This is a genomic window from Streptomyces sp. NPDC104106, assembly GCF_055584345.1.
This window is the reverse complement of sequence record NZ_JBVJMF010000002.1, coordinates 555,507-573,431: the sequence shown is the minus strand read 5'-3', so window position 1 is coordinate 573,431 and position 17,925 is coordinate 555,507. Positions and strand designations below refer to the sequence as shown.

The 17,925-nt window shown below is 69.8% G+C and carries 17 protein-coding genes and 1 pseudogene; 8 read left to right on the top strand and 10 right to left on the bottom strand.

Annotation, left to right across the window (positions count from 1 at the left end; all coding sequences use genetic code 11):
• Window positions 1-12: 12 nt before the first annotated feature.
• The 5 genes from ACZ60X_RS06470 to ACZ60X_RS06450 are packed head-to-tail and all read left to right on the top strand — an operon-like array spanning window position 13 to window position 4,189.
• On the top strand, window positions 13-990 hold the full coding sequence (locus ACZ60X_RS06470) for a metal ABC transporter solute-binding protein, Zn/Mn family (RefSeq protein ID WP_469594023.1): 978 nt from the start codon (window positions 13-15) through the stop codon (window positions 988-990).
• 9 nt (window positions 991-999) lie between these two features.
• Window positions 1,000-1,938, top strand: coding sequence for a metal ABC transporter ATP-binding protein (locus ACZ60X_RS06465; RefSeq protein WP_469594020.1), 939 nt, complete (start codon window positions 1,000-1,002; stop codon window positions 1,936-1,938).
• Entirely contained in the window at window positions 1,925-2,836 is a 912-nt protein-coding gene (locus ACZ60X_RS06460; protein ID WP_469594017.1) for a metal ABC transporter permease, read from the top strand. The genes ACZ60X_RS06465 and ACZ60X_RS06460 overlap by 14 nt, the downstream gene beginning before the upstream one ends.
• Window positions 2,833-3,717: a metal ABC transporter permease gene (locus ACZ60X_RS06455; protein WP_469594014.1), complete on the top strand. Its 885-nt coding sequence runs from the start codon at window positions 2,833-2,835 to the stop codon at window positions 3,715-3,717. Before ACZ60X_RS06460 ends, ACZ60X_RS06455 begins: the two co-directional genes overlap by 4 nt.
• Before the next feature lie 13 nt (window positions 3,718-3,730).
• Window positions 3,731-4,189, top strand: coding sequence for a Fur family transcriptional regulator (locus ACZ60X_RS06450; protein WP_469594011.1), 459 nt, complete (start codon window positions 3,731-3,733; stop codon window positions 4,187-4,189).
• Between the two features lie 35 nt (window positions 4,190-4,224).
• Here the strand turns inward: ACZ60X_RS06450 and ACZ60X_RS06445 are convergent, their stop codons facing one another.
• Window positions 4,225-4,947 carry a cation efflux transmembrane domain-containing protein gene (locus tag ACZ60X_RS06445; RefSeq protein WP_469594008.1) on the bottom strand — a complete coding sequence of 241 codons (723 nt, stop codon included), beginning with the start codon at window positions 4,945-4,947 and terminating at the stop codon, window positions 4,225-4,227.
• Between the two features lie 2 nt (window positions 4,948-4,949).
• Window positions 4,950-5,283 (bottom strand): annotated as a pseudogene (locus ACZ60X_RS06440) (ArsR/SmtB family transcription factor).
• Between the two features lie 112 nt (window positions 5,284-5,395).
• On the opposite strand from ACZ60X_RS06440, the gene rpmF reads away from it, so the two are divergent.
• Together rpmF and ACZ60X_RS06430 are read left to right on the top strand one after the other, a co-directional pair.
• On the top strand, window positions 5,396-5,566 hold the full coding sequence (gene rpmF / locus ACZ60X_RS06435; protein ID WP_351204455.1) for a 50S ribosomal protein L32: 171 nt from the start codon (window positions 5,396-5,398) through the stop codon (window positions 5,564-5,566).
• 6 nt (window positions 5,567-5,572) lie between these two features.
• Entirely contained in the window at window positions 5,573-6,754 is a 1,182-nt protein-coding gene (locus ACZ60X_RS06430) for a GTP-binding protein (protein ID WP_469594004.1), read from the top strand.
• 467 nt (window positions 6,755-7,221) lie between these two features.
• On the opposite strand, the gene lysA is transcribed toward ACZ60X_RS06430, so the two are convergent.
• The gene (lysA, locus tag ACZ60X_RS06425; protein WP_469594001.1) at window positions 7,222-8,556 is read right to left on the bottom strand and encodes a diaminopimelate decarboxylase; all 1,335 of its coding nucleotides are present in this window, start codon (window positions 8,554-8,556) and stop codon (window positions 7,222-7,224) included.
• 14 nt (window positions 8,557-8,570) lie between these two features.
• Window positions 8,571-8,909, bottom strand: coding sequence for an SAV_915 family protein (locus tag ACZ60X_RS06420; RefSeq protein WP_469593998.1), 339 nt, complete (start codon window positions 8,907-8,909; stop codon window positions 8,571-8,573).
• Window positions 8,910-9,228: 319 nt separating this feature from the next.
• On the opposite strand from ACZ60X_RS06420, the gene ACZ60X_RS06415 reads away from it, so the two are divergent.
• Window positions 9,229-9,795 carry a universal stress protein gene (locus ACZ60X_RS06415; RefSeq protein WP_469593995.1) on the top strand — a complete coding sequence of 189 codons (567 nt, stop codon included), beginning with the start codon at window positions 9,229-9,231 and terminating at the stop codon, window positions 9,793-9,795.
• A gap of 5 nt (window positions 9,796-9,800) precedes the next feature.
• On the opposite strand, the gene ACZ60X_RS06410 is transcribed toward ACZ60X_RS06415, so the two are convergent.
• The 6 genes from ACZ60X_RS06410 to kdpF all read right to left on the bottom strand — a co-directional run bounded on the left by ACZ60X_RS06410 (window position 9,801) and on the right by kdpF (window position 17,788).
• Window positions 9,801-12,359, bottom strand: coding sequence for a DUF4118 domain-containing protein (locus ACZ60X_RS06410; RefSeq protein WP_469593992.1), 2,559 nt, complete (start codon window positions 12,357-12,359; stop codon window positions 9,801-9,803).
• Between the two features lies 1 nt (window position 12,360).
• A complete protein-coding gene (locus ACZ60X_RS06405; RefSeq protein ID WP_469593989.1) occupies window positions 12,361-13,044 on the bottom strand; it encodes a response regulator in 684 nt (227 codons plus the stop codon).
• 133 nt (window positions 13,045-13,177) lie between these two features.
• On the bottom strand, window positions 13,178-13,885 hold the full coding sequence (locus ACZ60X_RS06400) for a potassium-transporting ATPase subunit C (protein WP_469593986.1): 708 nt from the start codon (window positions 13,883-13,885) through the stop codon (window positions 13,178-13,180).
• A 5-nt stretch (window positions 13,886-13,890) separates the two neighbouring features.
• Window positions 13,891-16,029: a potassium-transporting ATPase subunit KdpB gene (kdpB, locus tag ACZ60X_RS06395; protein ID WP_469593983.1), complete on the bottom strand. Its 2,139-nt coding sequence runs from the start codon at window positions 16,027-16,029 to the stop codon at window positions 13,891-13,893.
• Entirely contained in the window at window positions 16,026-17,690 is a 1,665-nt protein-coding gene (kdpA, locus tag ACZ60X_RS06390; RefSeq protein ID WP_469593978.1) for a potassium-transporting ATPase subunit KdpA, read from the bottom strand. Before kdpA ends, kdpB begins: the two co-directional genes overlap by 4 nt.
• Window positions 17,691-17,698: 8 nt before the next feature.
• Window positions 17,699-17,788 (bottom strand): K(+)-transporting ATPase subunit F, encoded by a 90-nt coding sequence (gene kdpF, locus ACZ60X_RS06385; protein WP_016434100.1) that lies wholly within the window; start codon window positions 17,786-17,788, stop codon window positions 17,699-17,701.
• Between the last annotated feature and the right edge of the window lie 137 nt (window positions 17,789-17,925).

Here is a 17,925-nt window from a genome sequence, read left to right as displayed (position 1 = left end):
AGGAGCTCCCGCATGTCCACCGCCCCCGCCGTCCGTTCCGCCCAGCCGACCGCGAGGATCGCACTGGTCACCGCGACGGCCGTCCTGACGGCCGTGACGGCGACCGCCTGCTCGACCTCCTCCTCGCACACCACCGACACCGCCGCGACCGGCAGCGGCAGCGGCTCGGGCAAGACGATCCAGGTGGTGGCGGCGGAGAACTTCTGGGGCAGCATCGCCTCCCAGCTCGGCGGCAGCCACGTGAAGGTGACCAGCATCATCACCAACCCGGACACCGACCCGCACGCCTACGAGCCGACCGCCGCCGACGCCCGCACCGTGGCCGGCGCCCAGTACACGATCGTCAACGGCATCGGCTACGACGCCTGGGCCGACAAGCTGCTGGCCGCCAACCCCGGCAGCGGACGCACCCAGCTCAAGGTCGGCGACCTGGTCGGCATCAAGCCGGGCGGCAACCCGCACCGCTGGTACTCCCCGGACAACGTCCACCAGGTCATCGAGAAGATCACCGCCGACTACAAGAAGATCGACCCGGCCGACGCCTCCTACTTCGACCAGCAGAAGACGACCTTCGAGACGAAGACCCTCGCCGGCTACAACAAGCTCATCGTCGGCATCAAGGCGAAGTACGCGGGCACCCCGATCGGTGCCTCAGAGTCCATCGTCACGCCGCTGTCGGACGGTCTGGGGCTGAAGATGCTCACCCCGGAGACGTTCCTGGACGCGATGAGCGAGGGCTCCGACCCCACGGCCAAGGACAAGGCCACCATCGACCAGCAGATCAAGAACAAGAAGATCAAGATCTACGTCTATAACTCCCAGAACTCCACGCCGGACGTGCAGGCGCAGGTCAAGGAGGCCAAGGCGCAGGGCATCCCGGTCGCCACGGTGACCGAGACCCTCAGCCCTGCCGGGGCCTCCTTCCAGCAGTGGCAGACCACCCAGTTGCAGGGCATCGAGCAGGCCCTGGCCAAGGCCACCGGGAAGTGAACTGAAGCCATGAACCCGATAGCGAAGGCCCGCGAAGCCGTCACACACGCGGTGCCCACTGCGCCCACCCAGCGCAGCGGCGGCCACGAGGCGGTCGCGGGAGAGGGCAGCGGCCCAGTGGTCGACCTGCGCGGCGCCGCCGTGCGGGTCGGCGGCCGGACGCTGTGGTCGGATGTGGACCTTCGCATCGGGGCCGGCGAGTTCACCGCCGTGCTCGGTCCCAACGGCGTCGGCAAGTCCACCATGATCAAGGTTCTGCTCGGCGCCCTGCCCGCGGCGGCCGGCGAGGTACGGGTGCTCGGGACACGGCCCGGGCAGGCCAACGAACGCATCGGCTATCTGCCGCAGCGCCGCAGCTTCGACGCCAACCTGCGCATCCGCGGCATCGATGTGGTGCGCATGGGCCTGGACGGCGACCGGTGGGGGGTGCCGCTGCCGTTTCCCACCGCGGGTCGGCGGGCGGCCCGCGCACGGGTGGACGAGGTGATCGAACTGGTTGGGGCGTCGGCGTACGCACACCGGCCCATCGGGCAGTGCTCCGGCGGCGAGCAGCAGCGCCTGCTGATCGCCCAGGCACTGGTCCGCCAGCCCGAACTGCTCCTGCTCGACGAGCCATTGGACAGTCTCGACCTGCCCAACCAGAGCGCCGTCGCCGCGCTGATCGGGCGCATCTGCCACCACGAGGGCGTGTCGGTGGTCATGGTCGCCCATGACGTGAACCCGATCCTGCACCACCTGGACCGGGTGGTGTACCTGGCCGAGGGCGGCGCCGCCACCGGCACCCCGGCGGAGGTCATCACCTCCGAGACGCTGACCCGGCTGTACGGCACTCCGGTCGAGGTGCTGCGGACCTCGGACGGCCGGCTGGTCGTGGTGGGCCAGCCGGAGGCACCGGCCGTGCACACCGACCGACACGAGGCCCCGGGGAGTGGTCATGCTGCTGGCTGAGACAGGGGCACCAACCTGGTCGTGGAACCTCCTGACCGACTTCCAGGACATGTGGTCCTACCCCTTCATGGTCAACGCGTTCCGCGCGGGCGCGGTCGTGGCCGTGGTCTCGGCCGTCGTGGGCTGGTTCGTGGTACTGCGGCGGCAGACGTTCGCCGCGCACACCGTCTCCGCCGTCGCCTTCCCCGGCGCCGCGGGGGCGCTCCTGCTCGGATTCAGCGCGGTCTACGGCTACTTCACGCTGTGTGTAGCCGCCGCCCTGGTCATCGCCGCCCTGCGCGGCGGCGGTGAACACGAGGAGTCGGCGCTCACCGGGACGGTGCAGGCGTTCCTGCTCGCGTCCGGGTTCCTGTTCACCGCCCTGTACAGAGGACTGCTGGAGGGACCGCAGACCATCCTCTTCGGCACCTTCCTGGGCATCACCTCCTCCCAGGTGACCGTGCTGACGGTGGTCGGCGCGGTGGTGCTCGCGGTGCTGGCGCTGATCGGTCGGCCGCTGCTGTTCGCGTCCGTCGACCCGCAGGTCGCCGCCGGGCGCGGGGTGCCGGTCCGCGCGCTGTCGGTGGTCTTCCTCGTCCTGCTCGGCGCGGCCACCGCCGAGGCGAGCCAGATCACCGGGACCCTCCTGGTCTTCGCCCTCATGGTGATCCCGGCCGCCACCGCGCAAGTCCTCACCGCCCGCCCGGCGTCGAGTCTGGCCCTGGCCGTCCTGCTGGCCTTCGCCGCCACCTGGCTGGGGCTGACCGCCGCCTACTACTCGCCCTATCCCCTGGGCTTCTTCGTGACGACCATCGCCTTCGCCGGATACCTGCTCGCGCTGGGCAGGCGCTCGCTGCGCGAGGTACTCAGCCGCACCCGCGCCGGGGCCACGCCCACCGCCAAGGAGGTGATCGCATGACCGTCCTGCTCGCCGCCTCCCCGCTGTCCCACCCGTTCTTCCTGCACGCCTTCCTCGCCGGTACCGCCATCGCCGCGGCCTGCGGACTGGTCGGCTACTTCCTGGTGCTGCGGGCTCAGGTCTTCACCGGCGACGCGCTCAGCCACGTCGCCTTCACCGGCGCGATGGCCGCCCTCGCTTTCGGCGCCGACCTTCGCCTCGGGCTGTTCGCCGCCACCATCGCCATGGCGCTGCTCTTCGGCACCCTCGGCCGCAAGGCGCGAGCCGACGACGTGGTCATAGGGAGCGTCTTCTCCTGGATCCTGGGCCTGGGCGCCTTCTTCATCACGCTCTACACGACCTCGCGCAGCACCACGAACGGCACCGCCGGGGTGCGTGTGCTGTTCGGCTCCATCTTCGGCATCTCCGCCGGCAGCGCGGCCGTCGCCGCTCTGGTGGCCGCGGGGGTCGGCCTGCTGGTGGTCCTCATCGCCCGGCCGCTGCTGTTCGCCACGCTCGACGAGGCCGTGGCCGCCGCCCGCGGGGTACCGGTCCGGCTGCTCGGCTACGGCTTCCTCGCCCTGGCCGGGATCAGCGCCGCCGAGGCCACCCAGGCGGTCGGCTCCCTGCTCCTGCTCGGCCTGCTCGCAGCCCCCGCCGGCGCCGCGATCCGGCTCACCGACCGCCCCTACCGGGCACTTGCCCTCTCCGCAGGGCTGGCGGTACTGGAGATGTGGGCAGGGCTGTTCGCCTCGTACACGGTGCCGAAGATGCCGCCCAGCTTCGCCATCATGGCCGCCGCCACGGCCGTATACGCCGCGACGTTCCTGATACGACGGCCCGCCTCCGATCCTCGTACGGCTGATCCTCTTACGCGAACCGCCGTCCCCACCGGCACATGAGCGAAGGCACCCGATGGCACCCGACCGCCAGTGCACCCCCACCACCTCGCACGACGTCACGCTGATCGGCCGCCTCACCCAGCAACGCACCACCGTGGTCGAGGCACTCATCCGGGCCGACGGCTTCGTCGGCGCCCAAGCCCTGCACAACCAACTCGCCGCCGCCGGCTCGTCAGTCGGCCTCTCCACGGTCTACCGCACACTGACCGCCCTGGCCGGCGTCGGCCGGGCCGACATGGTCCGCGACACCAGCGGTGAACGCCTCTTCCGCTACCGCCCCGGCCCCGAACATCGCCACTACCTCATCTGCACCGAATGCGGCCTGAGCCGCCCCGTCGACTCCGGCCCGGTGGAGGACTGGGCCGACACCATCGCACAGACCTCCGGCTTCGCGAACGTCCGGCACACGGTCGAGTTGTCCGGCGTGTGCCCGGACTGCGGCCGACGGCCGGAGGCGGACGAGCGCCGGTGAACGCCGCCGTCGCTCCCCTTCAGGAATGGCCTCCGTCAAGGGCAGCAGTCGCACCCCGGAGCACAGCCGCAGGCATCCGCCTCCCGCCGGTCCGCACCCGGCGCTACGGCCGCCGGCGTCGCACAACACCCCTCCCCACGCCAGGCGTCGCGCCCCTCCTTCACCGCAACGGCGGCGATGACCAGGGCCGCCAGCGGATCGGCCCATGCCCAGCCCAACACGGCATTGACGAGCAGGCCCACCAGCAGCACCGCCGACAAATAGGTGCACAGCAGGGTCTGCCTGGAGTCGGCCACGGCGGAGGCGGAGCCGAGTTCCCGTCCGGCGCGGCGCTGGGCCGCCGACAGGACCGGCATGACCACGAGTGACAGGCCGGCCAGCACTATCCCGGGCAGGGAGCGGGTGGCCTCTCCTGTGCCGGTCAGGGCCCGTACGGCGTCGATGGTGACGTAGGCGGCGAGCGCGAAGAACGACAGCGCGATGACCCGCAACGCGGTCTTCTCCCTGGCCTCGCGCACCGCGTGCTCGCGGGCGGAGAACTGCCAGGCGACGGTGGCGGCCGAGGAGACCTCGATGACGGAGTCGAGGCCGAAGCCGATCAGCGCGGCGGACGAAGCCAGGGTCCCGGCCGTGAGGGCGACGGCCGCCTCGACGGCGTTGTAGGTGATGGTCGCGGCGACCAGTAGCCGTATCCGCCGGGCAAGCACGCCGCCCCTGGCCGGATCGGGGCCTATGGACACGGATCTCTCTCCGCTCACGGTCAGCAACACCCCTTCTCCTCGGCATCGACGCACGTGCGGTCGCCCTCGACGGCGACCGGCGGTGCGCAGGTCGTCGAGCGCGTGGCCGAGGCGTTCGTCGGCGAGTTCGTAGCGGGTGCGTCGGCCGTCGGGGACGCTGACGACCAGGCCGCAGCCACGCAGGCACGCCAGGTGGTTCGACAGCCTGGTGCGGGAGACGTCCAGCGTGTCGGCCAAGTCGGCGGGGTAGGCGGGTGCCTCCCGCAGGGTGAGCAGGATGCGGCAGCGGATCGGATCGGCGAGCGCCCGGCCGAACCGGACCAGGACCTCGATGTCGGAAGCGACAGGCAGCACACCGTCGACGGTGCACAGATTCCTGAATTCATGGAAGCGTGAACAATAGCCACTTCGTAATGGTGTTCATTTTCATGTAGCCTCTACTCGCTACCCAACCAGGAGGACTCCCATGGCTGTTCCCAAGCGGAAGATGTCCCGCAGCAATACCCGCCACCGCCGTGCCCAGTGGAAGGCGAGCACGCCGGCGCTCGTGCCGGTCACCGTCGACGGAGTGTCATACCTGGTGCCTCAGCGGCTGGTGAAGGCGTACGAGCGCGGGTTGCTGCGCCCCGAGGGCTGAGCGTTGATGCCGTCCGATCCCCTTGGCCGACTGCCCGTCACCGTCTTGTCCGGATTCCTCGGTGCGGGCAAGACCACTCTCCTCAACCACGTCCTCGGCAACCGCGAGGGACTGCGTGTCGCGGTGATCGTCAATGACATGAGCGAGGTCAACATCGACGCCGCCCTGGTGCGGGGCGGCGAGGCGGCCCTGTCGCGTACCGAGGAACGCCTGGTCGAGATGACCAATGGCTGCATCTGCTGCACCCTGCGCGACGACCTGCTTCAGGAGGTCGACCGGCTGGCCCGCGAGGACCGCTTCGACTACCTGCTCATCGAGTCGTCCGGCATCTCCGAACCCATGCCGGTCGCCGCGACCTTCGCCTTCGCCCGCGACGACGGCGCCACTCTCGGCGACCTCGCCCGCCTCGACACCATGGTCACGGTCGTGGACGCCGCGAACTTCCTGCCCGAGCTGGCAAGCGGCGACGAACTCGCCGAGCGCGGCCTGGACCAGTACGAGGACGACGAACGCACCGTCAGCGACCTGCTGATGGACCAGATCGAGTTCGCCGACGTCATCGTCCTCAACAAGCTCGACCTCGTCGACGAGGAAGCGGCGGACCGGCTGCGGGCGACGCTCACCCGCCTCAGCCCGGCCGCGCGTCTCGTCCCGGCCGTCCACGGCCGCGTGAAGGTGAGCGACGTACTGGGCACCCGGCTGTTCGACCTGGAACGCGCCCAACAGGCCCCCGGCTGGGTGAGGGAGCTCAATGGCGACCACGTCCCCGAGACGGAGGAGTACGGGATCTCCTCGACCGTCTTCCGCGCCGAGCAGCCCTTCCACCCCGGCCGCCTGTGGACGTTCGTGACCGAGGATCTCGACAGCGGCGCGTACGGGCAGATCCTGCGCTCGAAGGGGTTCTTCACGCTGGCCAGCCGCCCGCACGTGACGGGCCTGTGGTCACAGGCCGGTTCCGTCGCGCGCTTCGAGCCCTCCGCTGCACGCGACACCGACAGCCCCGAGTGCCAGGAACTGGTCTTCATCGGCACGCACCTGCACGCGGACGCACTGCACACGGCACTGACCGACTGCCTCATGGCCGACGGCGAGAGCCTGCCGCCCGCGGACCCGTTCCCCGTCTGGGACACCTACGGCATCGACGACACCTGTGAGCACGAGCATCCCCACCTCGTGGCGGGCGTCTGAGGCCCCGGGCCGGGCGGCGAACGCAGCCACGGCGCCGCCCGGCCCGGTATGGGCTCCAAGCAAAGATGCCACACGTCGCGAGGAAGGAAGAAACACCAGGTCAGAGGGCATTTTTTGATCCTCCGGGCAAGCGGTCGGACCCTCGGAGCGTCAAACGAGCGTCACGAGCAGGAAGCGGCCGACCCGCTCGACGGCCTTACAGGGCTGGATGACCGCGCAACGGCATCGCGATGGCGTCACAGCCGAGCTCCTCATGCCGCTGCCATGCCAGGCCGGACGTACCGCGTGAGGCCGCCGCCCGGGTGCAGCTCGCGACGTACCAGGCCGAACACCATCGGGACCTCAGCAGGGCCCGGTCGTGCGTTCCGGTCAGTGTGCCGGGAGGCAGGCGTGCGCTTCCCTGCATGGCCCGGGCGGGGCGGTCGGCATGGTGAGGGAAGACCGACCCGCCCGGGAGTCATCCGGGGCTACAGGCCCACGTCACGGCTGCGGATGTCCTCCAGAGATTCGCGGCGTACGAGGAGGCGGGCGGATCCGTCGCGCACGGCGACCACCGGCGGGCGGCCGACCAGGTTGTAACCGGAGGCCATGGACAGGTGGTAGGCGCCGGACACCGGTACGGCGAGCAGATCACCGGGGCGGACGCCAGCGGGAAGTGCTACATGTGCGGCCAGCACGTCGCCCGCCTCGCAGTGCCGGCCGACCACGGTGACCGGGGCAGTGGCCGCGGCGCTGTGCCGGCCCACCAGTCTCGGCGCGTATCGGACGCCGTACAGGGCCGGGCGCGGGTTGTCGCTCATGCCGCCATCGACGGCTACGAAGACGTGGTCGCCCGTGTGCTTCACGGACAGGACGCGGTACAGGGCGACCCCTGCTGGGCCCGCGATCGCCCGGCCCGGTTCGATGATCAGGCGCGGTACCGGAAGTCCTGCGGTGGCGCAGGCGTCGGCGAGTTCCGCGCGGACCTTGCGGGCCAGTGCCGTCAGGTCCAGGGCCTCCTCGCCGGCGCGGTAAGCGATGCCGTGGCCGCCGCCGAGGTCGAGTTCCGGCAGGACCAAGCCGTGCTGCTCGTGCAGACGGGCCATCAGGCCGACCATGCGGCGTACGGCGACCAGGTACGGCTTGACGCTGGTGATCTGGGAGCCCAAATGGCAGTGCAGGCCAGTGAGTTCAAGCTGCGGCTGGTCGAGGATGCGGATGATGGCGTGCTGGGCGTAGCCGTCGGAGATGGACAGGCCGAACTTCTGGTCGTCCGTGCCGGTGCGGATCTTCTCGTGACCGCCCGCGCTGATACCGGGCACCACCCGGACCATCACCTTCTGGTGCCCGTCAGGGCCGACGGCGGCGGCCAGCCGCGCGATCTCCGAGGGGCTGTCGATGACGATCCGGCCGACGCCCAGGCGCAGGGCGGTGTCCAGGTCGCGCGGTGACTTGGCGTTGCCGTGCAGAACGATGCGCTCGGGCGGGAAGCCGGTGGTGACGGCGAGTTCGAGTTCGCCGGCGGAGCAGACGTCGAGGCCGAGGCCCTCCTCATCCATCCAGCGGGCCATGGCCCGGCACAGGAACGCCTTGGCCGCGTACAGGACTTCGGCGTCGGGGAACACGTCCTGGTAGGTGCGGCAGCGGTCGCGGACCTCGGCCTCGTCCAGGACGTAGACGGGCGTACCGAAGCGGTCGGCCAGTTCGGCGAGCGGTACGCCGCCGACGGTGAGGTCGCCGTGGGCGGACTCGGTGGTCGAGGCGGGCCACACCGACAGATCGGGGAACCTGCTGATCGTGGTGGGTTCGTGAACCGTGGTCATCGTGGCTTTCCCTCTCAGGCGATCCTTGCGATCCGCAGCGCGGGAATCTCGTGGGCGACCGGCGTGGGGGCCGGGGCGGTGAACTGCGGGTCCACCGTGACGGTGGTGACACCGAGTGGGAGGGTCAGGGCACGGAGGGCGGGCTCGGCGAGCCGGATCCACGCCTGATCGGGGCCGAGGGTGGCGGTCAGCTGGCACTCGGAGGTGAAGCCGACAGCGGTCCGCTCGCCGAGTGGGGTTCGGAAGAGCCGGACAGCACATCCGCAGAGACCCGGCCGGACCGGGACGTACAGGGGCCCGGCCGGGAAGCGATCGGAGGGCTCGGGGTCTTCGCCGTACAGAAGTTGTGCCATGGGGTGCCTCCCGAAAGGCAGGGAGTGAGGGATGTGATTGCCGCGGACGCGGGGAGGGGGACCGGGGCTCGCCTTCGACGTTATGCCCGGTGCCCGCGGGTCCTGGGCATGCCCTGACGGGACGCTGACGACGATCGGTGCGACCTTGACGCAATGCTGATGCCCCAGGTCAGAGGGCGCGGAAAGGGTCGTCAGAAGGGCGTCAGGAACTGGCGTACGGACTGTTCGAATCGCCGGTGCCAGGCTGAGATGGAAGCGGTTCGAAGGAGGATCGCCGGCCGTGAGACCTTCCGTCGGCGTGTGTAGAACGGTGAGAGAGATGTCCGAGTACCGCACGTCCTCAGCCGCCCGCGTCGTGGTGGGAGTGAGCGGCTCGCTGGGCAGTCTCACCGCGCTGAGCCGGGCGGCCGGGGAGGCCCGGCGCCGAGGGGCCGAGCTGTGGCCGGTGCTGGCGTGGGAGCCGCCGGGCGGGGACCCGGCCACCCGCAGGTCACCGGCCGCGACCGCCATGGTTCCGGAATGGGAACGGCTGGCGCGGGAGAGGCTCGTGGGGGCGCTGCGTGAGGTGTTCGGCGGCGTGGACACCGGTCTGCCCGGTCAGGCACTCGTCGCGCGGGGCGCCCCGGGGCCGGTGCTCGTGCGGATCGCCGACCGGGAGGACGACCTCCTGGTGGTCGGTGCCGGACGGCGGGGTCGGCTGCACCGGGCGCTGTGGCCGTCGGTCGGCCGCTACTGCCTGGCCCACGCCGCCTGTCCTGTCCTGGCGGTGCCGCCGTCCCCGCTGCAGGCCGCGCTGGCAGCCGTGCACCGCCGCAACATCTGGCGGCTGCGGCTGGACACCAGGGACATGCGCAGGGAGTTCGAGACGGTGCCGCCCGACGCCTGATCTCCTCAATGGGCAGCGGTGGCCGGCAGGTCCGGCTGTTCCGGCTGTTCCGGTCGTGGCTCCGTTGCCGTCGGTAGGACGAGCACCATGGTGAGGCCGCCGCCGGGTGTGTCCTCGGCGTGCAGCGTGCCGCCGAGGGCTTCGGTGAAGCCGCGGGCGACCGCGAGACCGAGGCCGACGCCGACCCCGCGGGGCGCGTCGCCGTACCGCTGGAAGGGTTCGAAGATGCGGTCCTTGGCCTCGTCCGGGACACCGGGGCCGCGGTCGACGACCCGTACCTCGACCCGGTCGGCGAGGGCGCTCGCGGAGATCAGGACCCGCTCGTCCGGTGGGCTGTACTTGACGGCGTTCTCGACGACGTTGGCGACGGCCCGCTCCAGCAGTCCCCGGTCGATGTGGACCATGGGCAGGGTCTCGGGGATGTCCAGTTCCACGCACTCCTCCGGGTTGGGGACCCCGCCGAGCGCCATGGGTACTACCTCGTCGAGGTCGGTCTCGCGGATGATCGGAGTGACCGTGCCGGTCTGCAGACGGGACATGTCGAGCAGGTTGCCGACCAGGTGGTCGAGACGGTCGGCGCCCTCCTCGATGGCCTCCAGCAGTTCCGCCCGGTCCTGTTCGGACCATTCGACGTCGTCGGACCTGAGCGAGGTCACCGCGGCCTTGATGCCGGCGAGCGGCGTACGCAGGTCGTGGCTGACGGCGGCGAGCAGGGCCGTGCGGATGCGGTTGCCCTCGGCGAGCTCCTTGGCCCGGTCGGCCTCGCTCTGCAGGCGCTGGCGGTCCAGGACCACGGCGGCCTGTGCGGCGAACGCGGCGAGCACCCGGCGGTCGGCGGCGGGCAGCACCCGGCCGCGCAGGGACAGCGCCATGTGGTCACCCACGGGGACGTCGACGTCCGCGTCCTCCGGGACCTCGGCCGGCCTCGGTCCCACGCTGCCCGCGCAGGTCCAGGGAGCGGTCTCGCCGGAGCGCTCCAGCAGGGCCACCGACTCCATGCCGAAGGTCTCGCGGACCCTTTCCAGCAGCGCCTCCAGAGTGGTCTCGCCGCGCAGGACGTTGCCCGCGAGGAAGGAGAGGATCTCGGATTCGGCGCGCAGCCGGGATGCCTGGTGGGTGCGCCGGGCGGCAAGGTCCACCACCGAGGCCACGGACACCGCGACCGCGACGAAGATTGCGATGGCGACGATGTTCTTCGGGTCGGCGATCGTCAGGGTGTGGACGGGCGGGGTGAAGTACCAGTTGAGGAGGAGGGAGCCCACGACCGCCGAGGCCAGCGCCGGGAAGAGGCCGCCGAGCAGGGCCGCCGCCACCGTCAGGGTGAGGAACAGCAGCATGTCGTTGGCGAGGCCGACGTCAGGGGTGGCGCTGGTAAGCAACCAAGTGAGCAAGGCTGGGCCGAGCACGCCGACAGCCCAGCCCCAGATGACTCGGGAGCGTCCGAGGCGGGCGCCGCGCGCCACCGGCAGTCCGCGTCCCTTGCCCGCCTCGTCGTGGGTGATGAGGTGGACGTCGAGGTCGGGGCCGGAGTCCCGGGCGACGGTGGCGCCGACGCCGGGTCCGAGGACGTACTGCCAGCTGCGGCGGCGGGAGACGCCGAGGACGATCTGGGTGGCGTTGACACCGCGCGCGAAGTCCAGCAGCGCGACGGGTATGTCGTCGCCGACGACGTGGTGGAAGGTGCCGCCGAGGTCCTCGACGAGGGTGCGCTGGTCGGCGAGTTCCTTCGGGGAGGCTGCGGTGAGGCCGTCGCTGCGGGAGATGTAGACGGCGAGGACTTCTCCGCCGGCGCCCTTCTCCGCCAGGCGGGCCGCACGCCGTATCAGGGTGCGCCCCTCGGGGCCGCCGGTCAGCCCGACCACGATCCGCTCGCGCGAACCCCAGATGGTCGAGACGCGGTGCTCACGGCGGTACTCGTTCAGATACTCGTCAACCCGGTCGGCCACCCAGAGCAGGGCCAGCTCCCGCAGCGCCGTCAGATTGCCGGGCCGGAAGTAGTTGGACAGGGCCGCGTCGACCTTGTCCGACTTGTAGATGTTTCCGTGCGCCATGCGGCGGCGCAGGGCCTGCGGGGACATGTCGACCAGTTCGATCTGGTCGGCGCGCCGTACGACTTCGTCCGGAACGGTCTCCTGCTGGCGGATGCCGGTGATCGACTCGACCACGTCGCCCAGTGACTCCAGGTGCTGGATGTTGACCGTGGAGATGACGTCGATGCCGGCGGCGAGCAGTTCCTCGATGTCCTGCCAGCGCTTGGCGTTGCGCGAGCCGGGGATGTTGGTGTGCGCCAGTTCGTCCACGAGGACGACGGCTGGGGCGCGCCGCAGTACGGCGTCGACGTCCATCTCGGTGAAGACGGCGTCCCGGTACTCGATCTCCTTGCGCGGCACCTGTTCCAGGCCGTGCAGCATCACCTCGGTGCGCGGCCGGTGATGATGTTCCACGAAGGCCACGACACAGTCGGTGCCCCGCTCGAAACGGCGGTGTGCCTCCGACAGCATGGCGTAGGTCTTGCCGACGCCGGGTGCCGCGCCGAGGTAGATCCGGAGCTTGCCGCGTGCCATGTCATCCTTCGAAGCGATAGCCCATGCCGGGCTCGGTGATCAGATAGCGGGGGTGGGAGGGGTCCGTCTCCAATTTGCGGCGGAGTTGGGCCATGTAGACGCGCAGGTAGTTGGTCTTGTTGCTCTGCGAGACACCCCAGACCTCCTGCAACAGCTGCTTCTGCGTGATGAGCCGACCGGGGTTGGTCACCAGGATCTCCAGCAGGTGCCATTCGGTCGGCGTCAGCCGGATGTCCTTCCCGTCCCGGAGGACCTTCTTGGCGAGCAGGTCGATGCTGAAGTGCTCCGTCTCGACCAGCGTCGTCTCGGGGACGAGCGGGGTGTCCTCGGTGCGGCGGACGGCGGCCCGCAGGCGGGCCAGGAGCTCGTCCATGCTGAAGGGCTTGGTGACGTAGTCGTCGGCGCCGGCGTCGAGGGCGGCGACCTTCTCGTCGGACGCCTGGCGGGCGGACAGGACCATGATCGGCACGCGGGTCCAGCCGCGCAGCGCCTTGATGATGTCGACGCCGTCCATGTCGGGCAGGCCGAGGTCGAGCAGGACGACATCGGGCTGGCGCGCGGCGGCGAGCCGGAGGGCCGTGGCACCGTCGGGGGCGGCGTCCACGCCGTAGTGGCGTGCCTGCAGGTTGATGACGAGGGCCCGCACGAGCTGCGGGTCGTCCTCCACCACGAGCACCCTGGTCATGGGTGTGTGCCTCTCCTGTCATGCGTCGGGCCGTGGGCGCGGGAAGCAGGGCGGCCGACTTCACGGCTGCGGGAGCCGGCGGAACCGGGATGCCTCCCGGGCCGCCGACTCCCGTGTGAATCGCGTAAGGCCGTCACTTCTTGGCCACGAGGTCCTTGAGCGCGATGTTGAGTTCCAGGACGTTCACCTGCGGCTCACCGATGAAGCCGAGGGTGCGTCCCTGGGTGTGGTCCTTGACCAGCTTCTCGACCTGGTCGACGGACAGCCCGTTCTTCACTGCAACCCGGTGGACCTGGAGTTCGGCGTACTCCGGGGAGATCGCCGGGTCCAGGCCGGAGCCGGACGAGGTGACGGCGTCGGCGGGGACGTCGGACGGCTTGACCGTGTAGCCGGGGACCGAGTTGTCCTTGACGACCGCGTCCTTGGCGGCGAGCACCTGGGCGCAGAGCGTCTTGGCCACGGGCTGGTCCGGGCACGTGCCCTTCACCGCACCGCTGTCGGCGGACAGGTTGGTGGCCCCGGACACGATCAGCTTGTACTGCGTGTTGACGCTGTTGGCGCCGAGGCCATTGGCCGGCCGACCCTGGAACCACTTCAGATCCGGGTCCGGGGTGTCCTGCCCCTTCTTCAGCGGCAGGTTGTACGACTGCCCGATGAGGGACGAGCCGACGACCTTGCCGTCCGCCTTGATCTCCGAGCCGTTCGCCTTGTTGTTGAACAGGGCCTGGGCGATGCCGGTGACGACCAGCGGGTAGATGACGCCCGTCACCAGGGTCAGCACGAGCAGGGCCCTCAGGCCCGCCCCGAGCAACCGGACGGTGTTCGTTACGGAGTTGTTCATGGCGATCAGCCGATTCCGGGGATGAGGGAGATGAGCAGGTCGATGAGCTTGATGCCGATGAACGGGGCGATCAGTCCGCCGATTCCGTAGATCCCGAGGTTGCGGCGGAGCATCTTGTCGGCGCTCATCGGCCGGTAGCGCACGCCCTTCAGGGAGAGCGGCACCAGGGCGATGATGATCAGCGCGTTGAAGATGACGGCCGACAGGATCGCGGAGTTGGGGGAGGACAGGTGCATGATGTTCAGCTTGTCCAGGCCCGGGTAGACCGCCGCGAACAGCGCCGGGATGATCGCGAAGTACTTGGCGACGTCGTTGGCGATGGAGAACGTCGTCAACGCACCGCGGGTGATGAGGAGTTGCTTGCCGATCTCGACGATCTCGATGAGCTTGGTCGGGTTGGAGTCGAGGTCGACCATGTTGCCGGCCTCCTTGGCGGCCGACGTGCCGGTGTTCATCGCCACGCCGACATCCGCCTGCGCGAGCGCGGGCGCGTCGTTCGTACCGTCACCGGTCATCGCGACCAGCTTGCCGCCCGCCTGCTCCCGCTTGATGAGGGCCATCTTGTCCTCGGGAGTGGCCTCCGCGAGGAAGTCGTCGACGCCCGCCTCCTCGGCGATCGCCTTCGCGGTCAGCGGGTTGTCACCCGTGATCATGACCGTCTTGATGCCCATGCGGCGCAGCTCCTCGAACCGCTCCCGCATGCCCTCCTTGACGACGTCCTTCAGGTAGATGACGCCGAGCACCCGGGCGCCCTGGTCGTCGTGGACGGCGACCAGCAGGGGCGTACCGCCCGCCTCGGAGATCCGGTTCGCGATCGAGTCCGCGTCCTCGGCGACCGTGCCGCCCTGCTCCTCGACCCAGGCGATGACCGAGGCCGTGGCACCCTTGCGGATCTTCCGACCGTCGACGTCCACGCCCGACATGCGGGTCTGGGCGGTGAACTCGACCCACTCCGCGCCGGCCAGCTCGCCCTGGTGGCGCTCGCGCAGCCCGTACTTCTCCTTCGCCAGGACGACGACGGAGCGGCCCTCGGGTGTCTCGTCGGCCAGCGAGGACAGCTGGGCCGCGTCGGCCACCTCGGCCTCGGTGGTGTCCTGCACCGGCACGAACTCGGCGGCCTGGCGGTTGCCCAGGGTGATGGTGCCGGTCTTGTCCAGCAGCAGGGTGGAGACGTCACCGGCGGCCTCGACCGCACGCCCCGACATGGCGAGCACGTTGCGCTGCACCAGCCGGTCCATGCCGGCGATGCCGATCGCCGACAGCAGGGCGCCGATGGTGGTCGGGATGAGGCAGACCAGCAGAGCGACGAGGACCACCATCGTCAAATGGGTGCCCGCGAAGGTCGCGAACGGAGGCAAGGTGGCCACCGCCAGCAGGAAGACGATGGTCAGCGAGGCGAGCAGGATGTTCAGCGCGATCTCGTTCGGCGTCTTCTGCCGGGCGGCGCCCTCGACCAGGTTGATCATCCGGTCGATGAATGTCTCACCGGGCTTCGTCGTGATCTTGATGACGATCCGGTCGGACAGCACCTTCGTACCGCCGGTCACCGCGCACCGGTCACCACCGGACTCCCGGATCACCGGAGCGGACTCACCGGTGATCGCCGACTCGTCCACCGAGGCGACACCCTCGACGACGTCACCGTCACCGGGGATGACGTCACCGGCCTCGCAGACCACCAGGTCCCCGATGGTCAGCGCGGTGCCCGGCACCTCCTCCTCGGAGGTGCCGTCCGCGAGGAGGCGGCGCGCGACCGTGTCGGTCTTGGCCTTGCGCAGGGTGTCTGCCTGGGCCTTGCCACGGCCCTCGGCGACGGCCTCGGCGAGATTGGCGAACAGCACGGTCAGCCACAGCCAGGCGCTGATGGTCCAGCCGAACCAGTCACCCGCGTGCTGGAAGGAGAAGACCGTGGTCAGGATGGATCCGATCCACACCACGAACATCACGGGCGACTTGACCATCACCCGCGGATCGAGCTTGCGGAACGCCTCCGGCAGGGACTTCAGAAGCTGTGTGGGGTCGAAGAGGCCCGCGCCGACACGGCCCTCGGCGGGCTTGTGCCCGGTGGGGACGTCGCTGTGCGGCGCCCTGGTGGGAGTGGCTGTGGACATCGAGTCCTCTTGCTTGTCTATGCGAGTGGTCATGACGCCAGCCCCTCGGCCAGCGGGCCCAGCGCGAGGGCCGGGAAGTAGGTCAGACCGGTGATGATCAGGATCGCGCCCACCAGCAGACCGGTGAACAGCGGCTTCTCGGTGCGCAGGGTGCCCGCGGTCACCGGGACCGGAGTCTGCTCGGCGAGGGAGCCGGCCAGCGCCAGGACGAAGATCATGGGCAGGAAGCGGCCGAGGAGCATGGCGAGTCCGGTCATGGTGTTGAACCAGTCGGTGTTCGCGTTCAGGCCGGCGAAGGCGGAGCCGTTGTTGTTCGACGCCGAGGTGAAGGCGTACAGGACCTCGGAGAAGCCGTGCGCGCCGGAGTTCAGCATCGAGTGCGGCGGGGTCGGCAGGGCCATCGAGGCGGCGGTGAAGACCAGGGCCAGCGCCGGGGTGATCAGGATGTAGCAGGCGGCGAGCTTCATCTCCCGGCCGCCGATCTTCTTGCCCAGGTACTCGGGCGTGCGGCCCACCATCAGACCGGCGATGAACACCGCGATCACCGCCATGATCAGCATGCCGTACAGACCGGAGCCGGTACCGCCGGGCGCGATCTCGCCCAGCATCATGCTCAGCATCGTGATGCCGCCGCCCAGGCCGGTGAGAGAGGAATGAGCGGCGTCCACCGCGCCGGTCGAGGTCAGCGTCGTGGACACCGCGAAGATGGACGAGCCGCCGACGCCGAAGCGGACCTCCTTGCCCTCCATCGCACCGCCCGCGGCCTGCAGCGCCGGGCCGTGGTGGGCGAACTCGCTCCACATCATCAGCGCGACGAAGCCCAGCCAGATGGTGAACATCGTGGCGAGGATGGCGTAACCCTGCTTCACGTTGCCGACCATCACGCCGAAGGTGCGGGTCAGCGAGAACGGGATCACCAGGATCAGGAAGATCTCGAACAGGTTGGTGAACGGAGTCGGGTTCTCGAAGGGGTGGGCGGAGTTGGCGTTGAAGTAGCCGCCACCATTGGTGCCGATCTCCTTGATCGCCTCCTGCGAGGCGACCGCGCCGCCGTTCCACGCTTGCGAGCCGCCCATGAACTGGCCGACCTCGTGGATGCCGGAGAAGTTCTGGATGGCGCCGCAGGCGACGAGGATCACGGCGGCGAGGACCGACATCGGCACCAGGACGCGCAACGTGCCGCGCACCAGGTCCGACCAGAAGTTGCCCAGCTCACCGGTGCGCGAGCGGGCGAAACCGCGCACCAGCGCCACCGCGACGGCCATGCCGACGGCCGCCGAGACGAAGTTCTGCACGGCCAGACCGGCGGTCTGCACGACGTGCCCCATGGTCTGCTCGCCGGAGTACGACTGCCAGTTCGTGTTCGTCACGAACGACACCGCCGTGTTGAACGACTGCGCCGGGTTGACCGAGGCGAAGTGCAGCGAACCCGGCAGGACCCCCTGCAGCCGCTGCAGCAGGTACAGGAACAGCACGCTGACGGCCGAGAAGGCCAGCACACCGCGCAGATACGCGGGCCAGGTCATCTCGGTGTCGGGGTCGGCACCGATGCCCTTGTAGATCCACTTTTCCACCCGCAGATGCTTCCTGGAGGAGTAGACCCTGGCCATGTAGTTGCCGACGGGGACATAAGCGAGCGCCAGCGCGCCTATCAGGGCGAGCAGCTGAAGCACGCCGGCGAGTACGGGACCCATATCTGTTCTCAGAACCTCTCCGGGAAGATCAGGGCGAGGACGAGATAGCCCAGCAGGGCGACGGCCACGACGAGGCCGACGATGTTCTCGGCGGTCACAGCTTCGTCACCCCCTTGGCGACAAGGGCCACCAGCGCGAAACCCGCGAGCACGGTGACGACGAAGGCCAGATCGGCCATCGCGAACTCCTGGAGTGAGGTTCGGTTGAAACGGACGCTTAGAGGAAATCGCCTCTC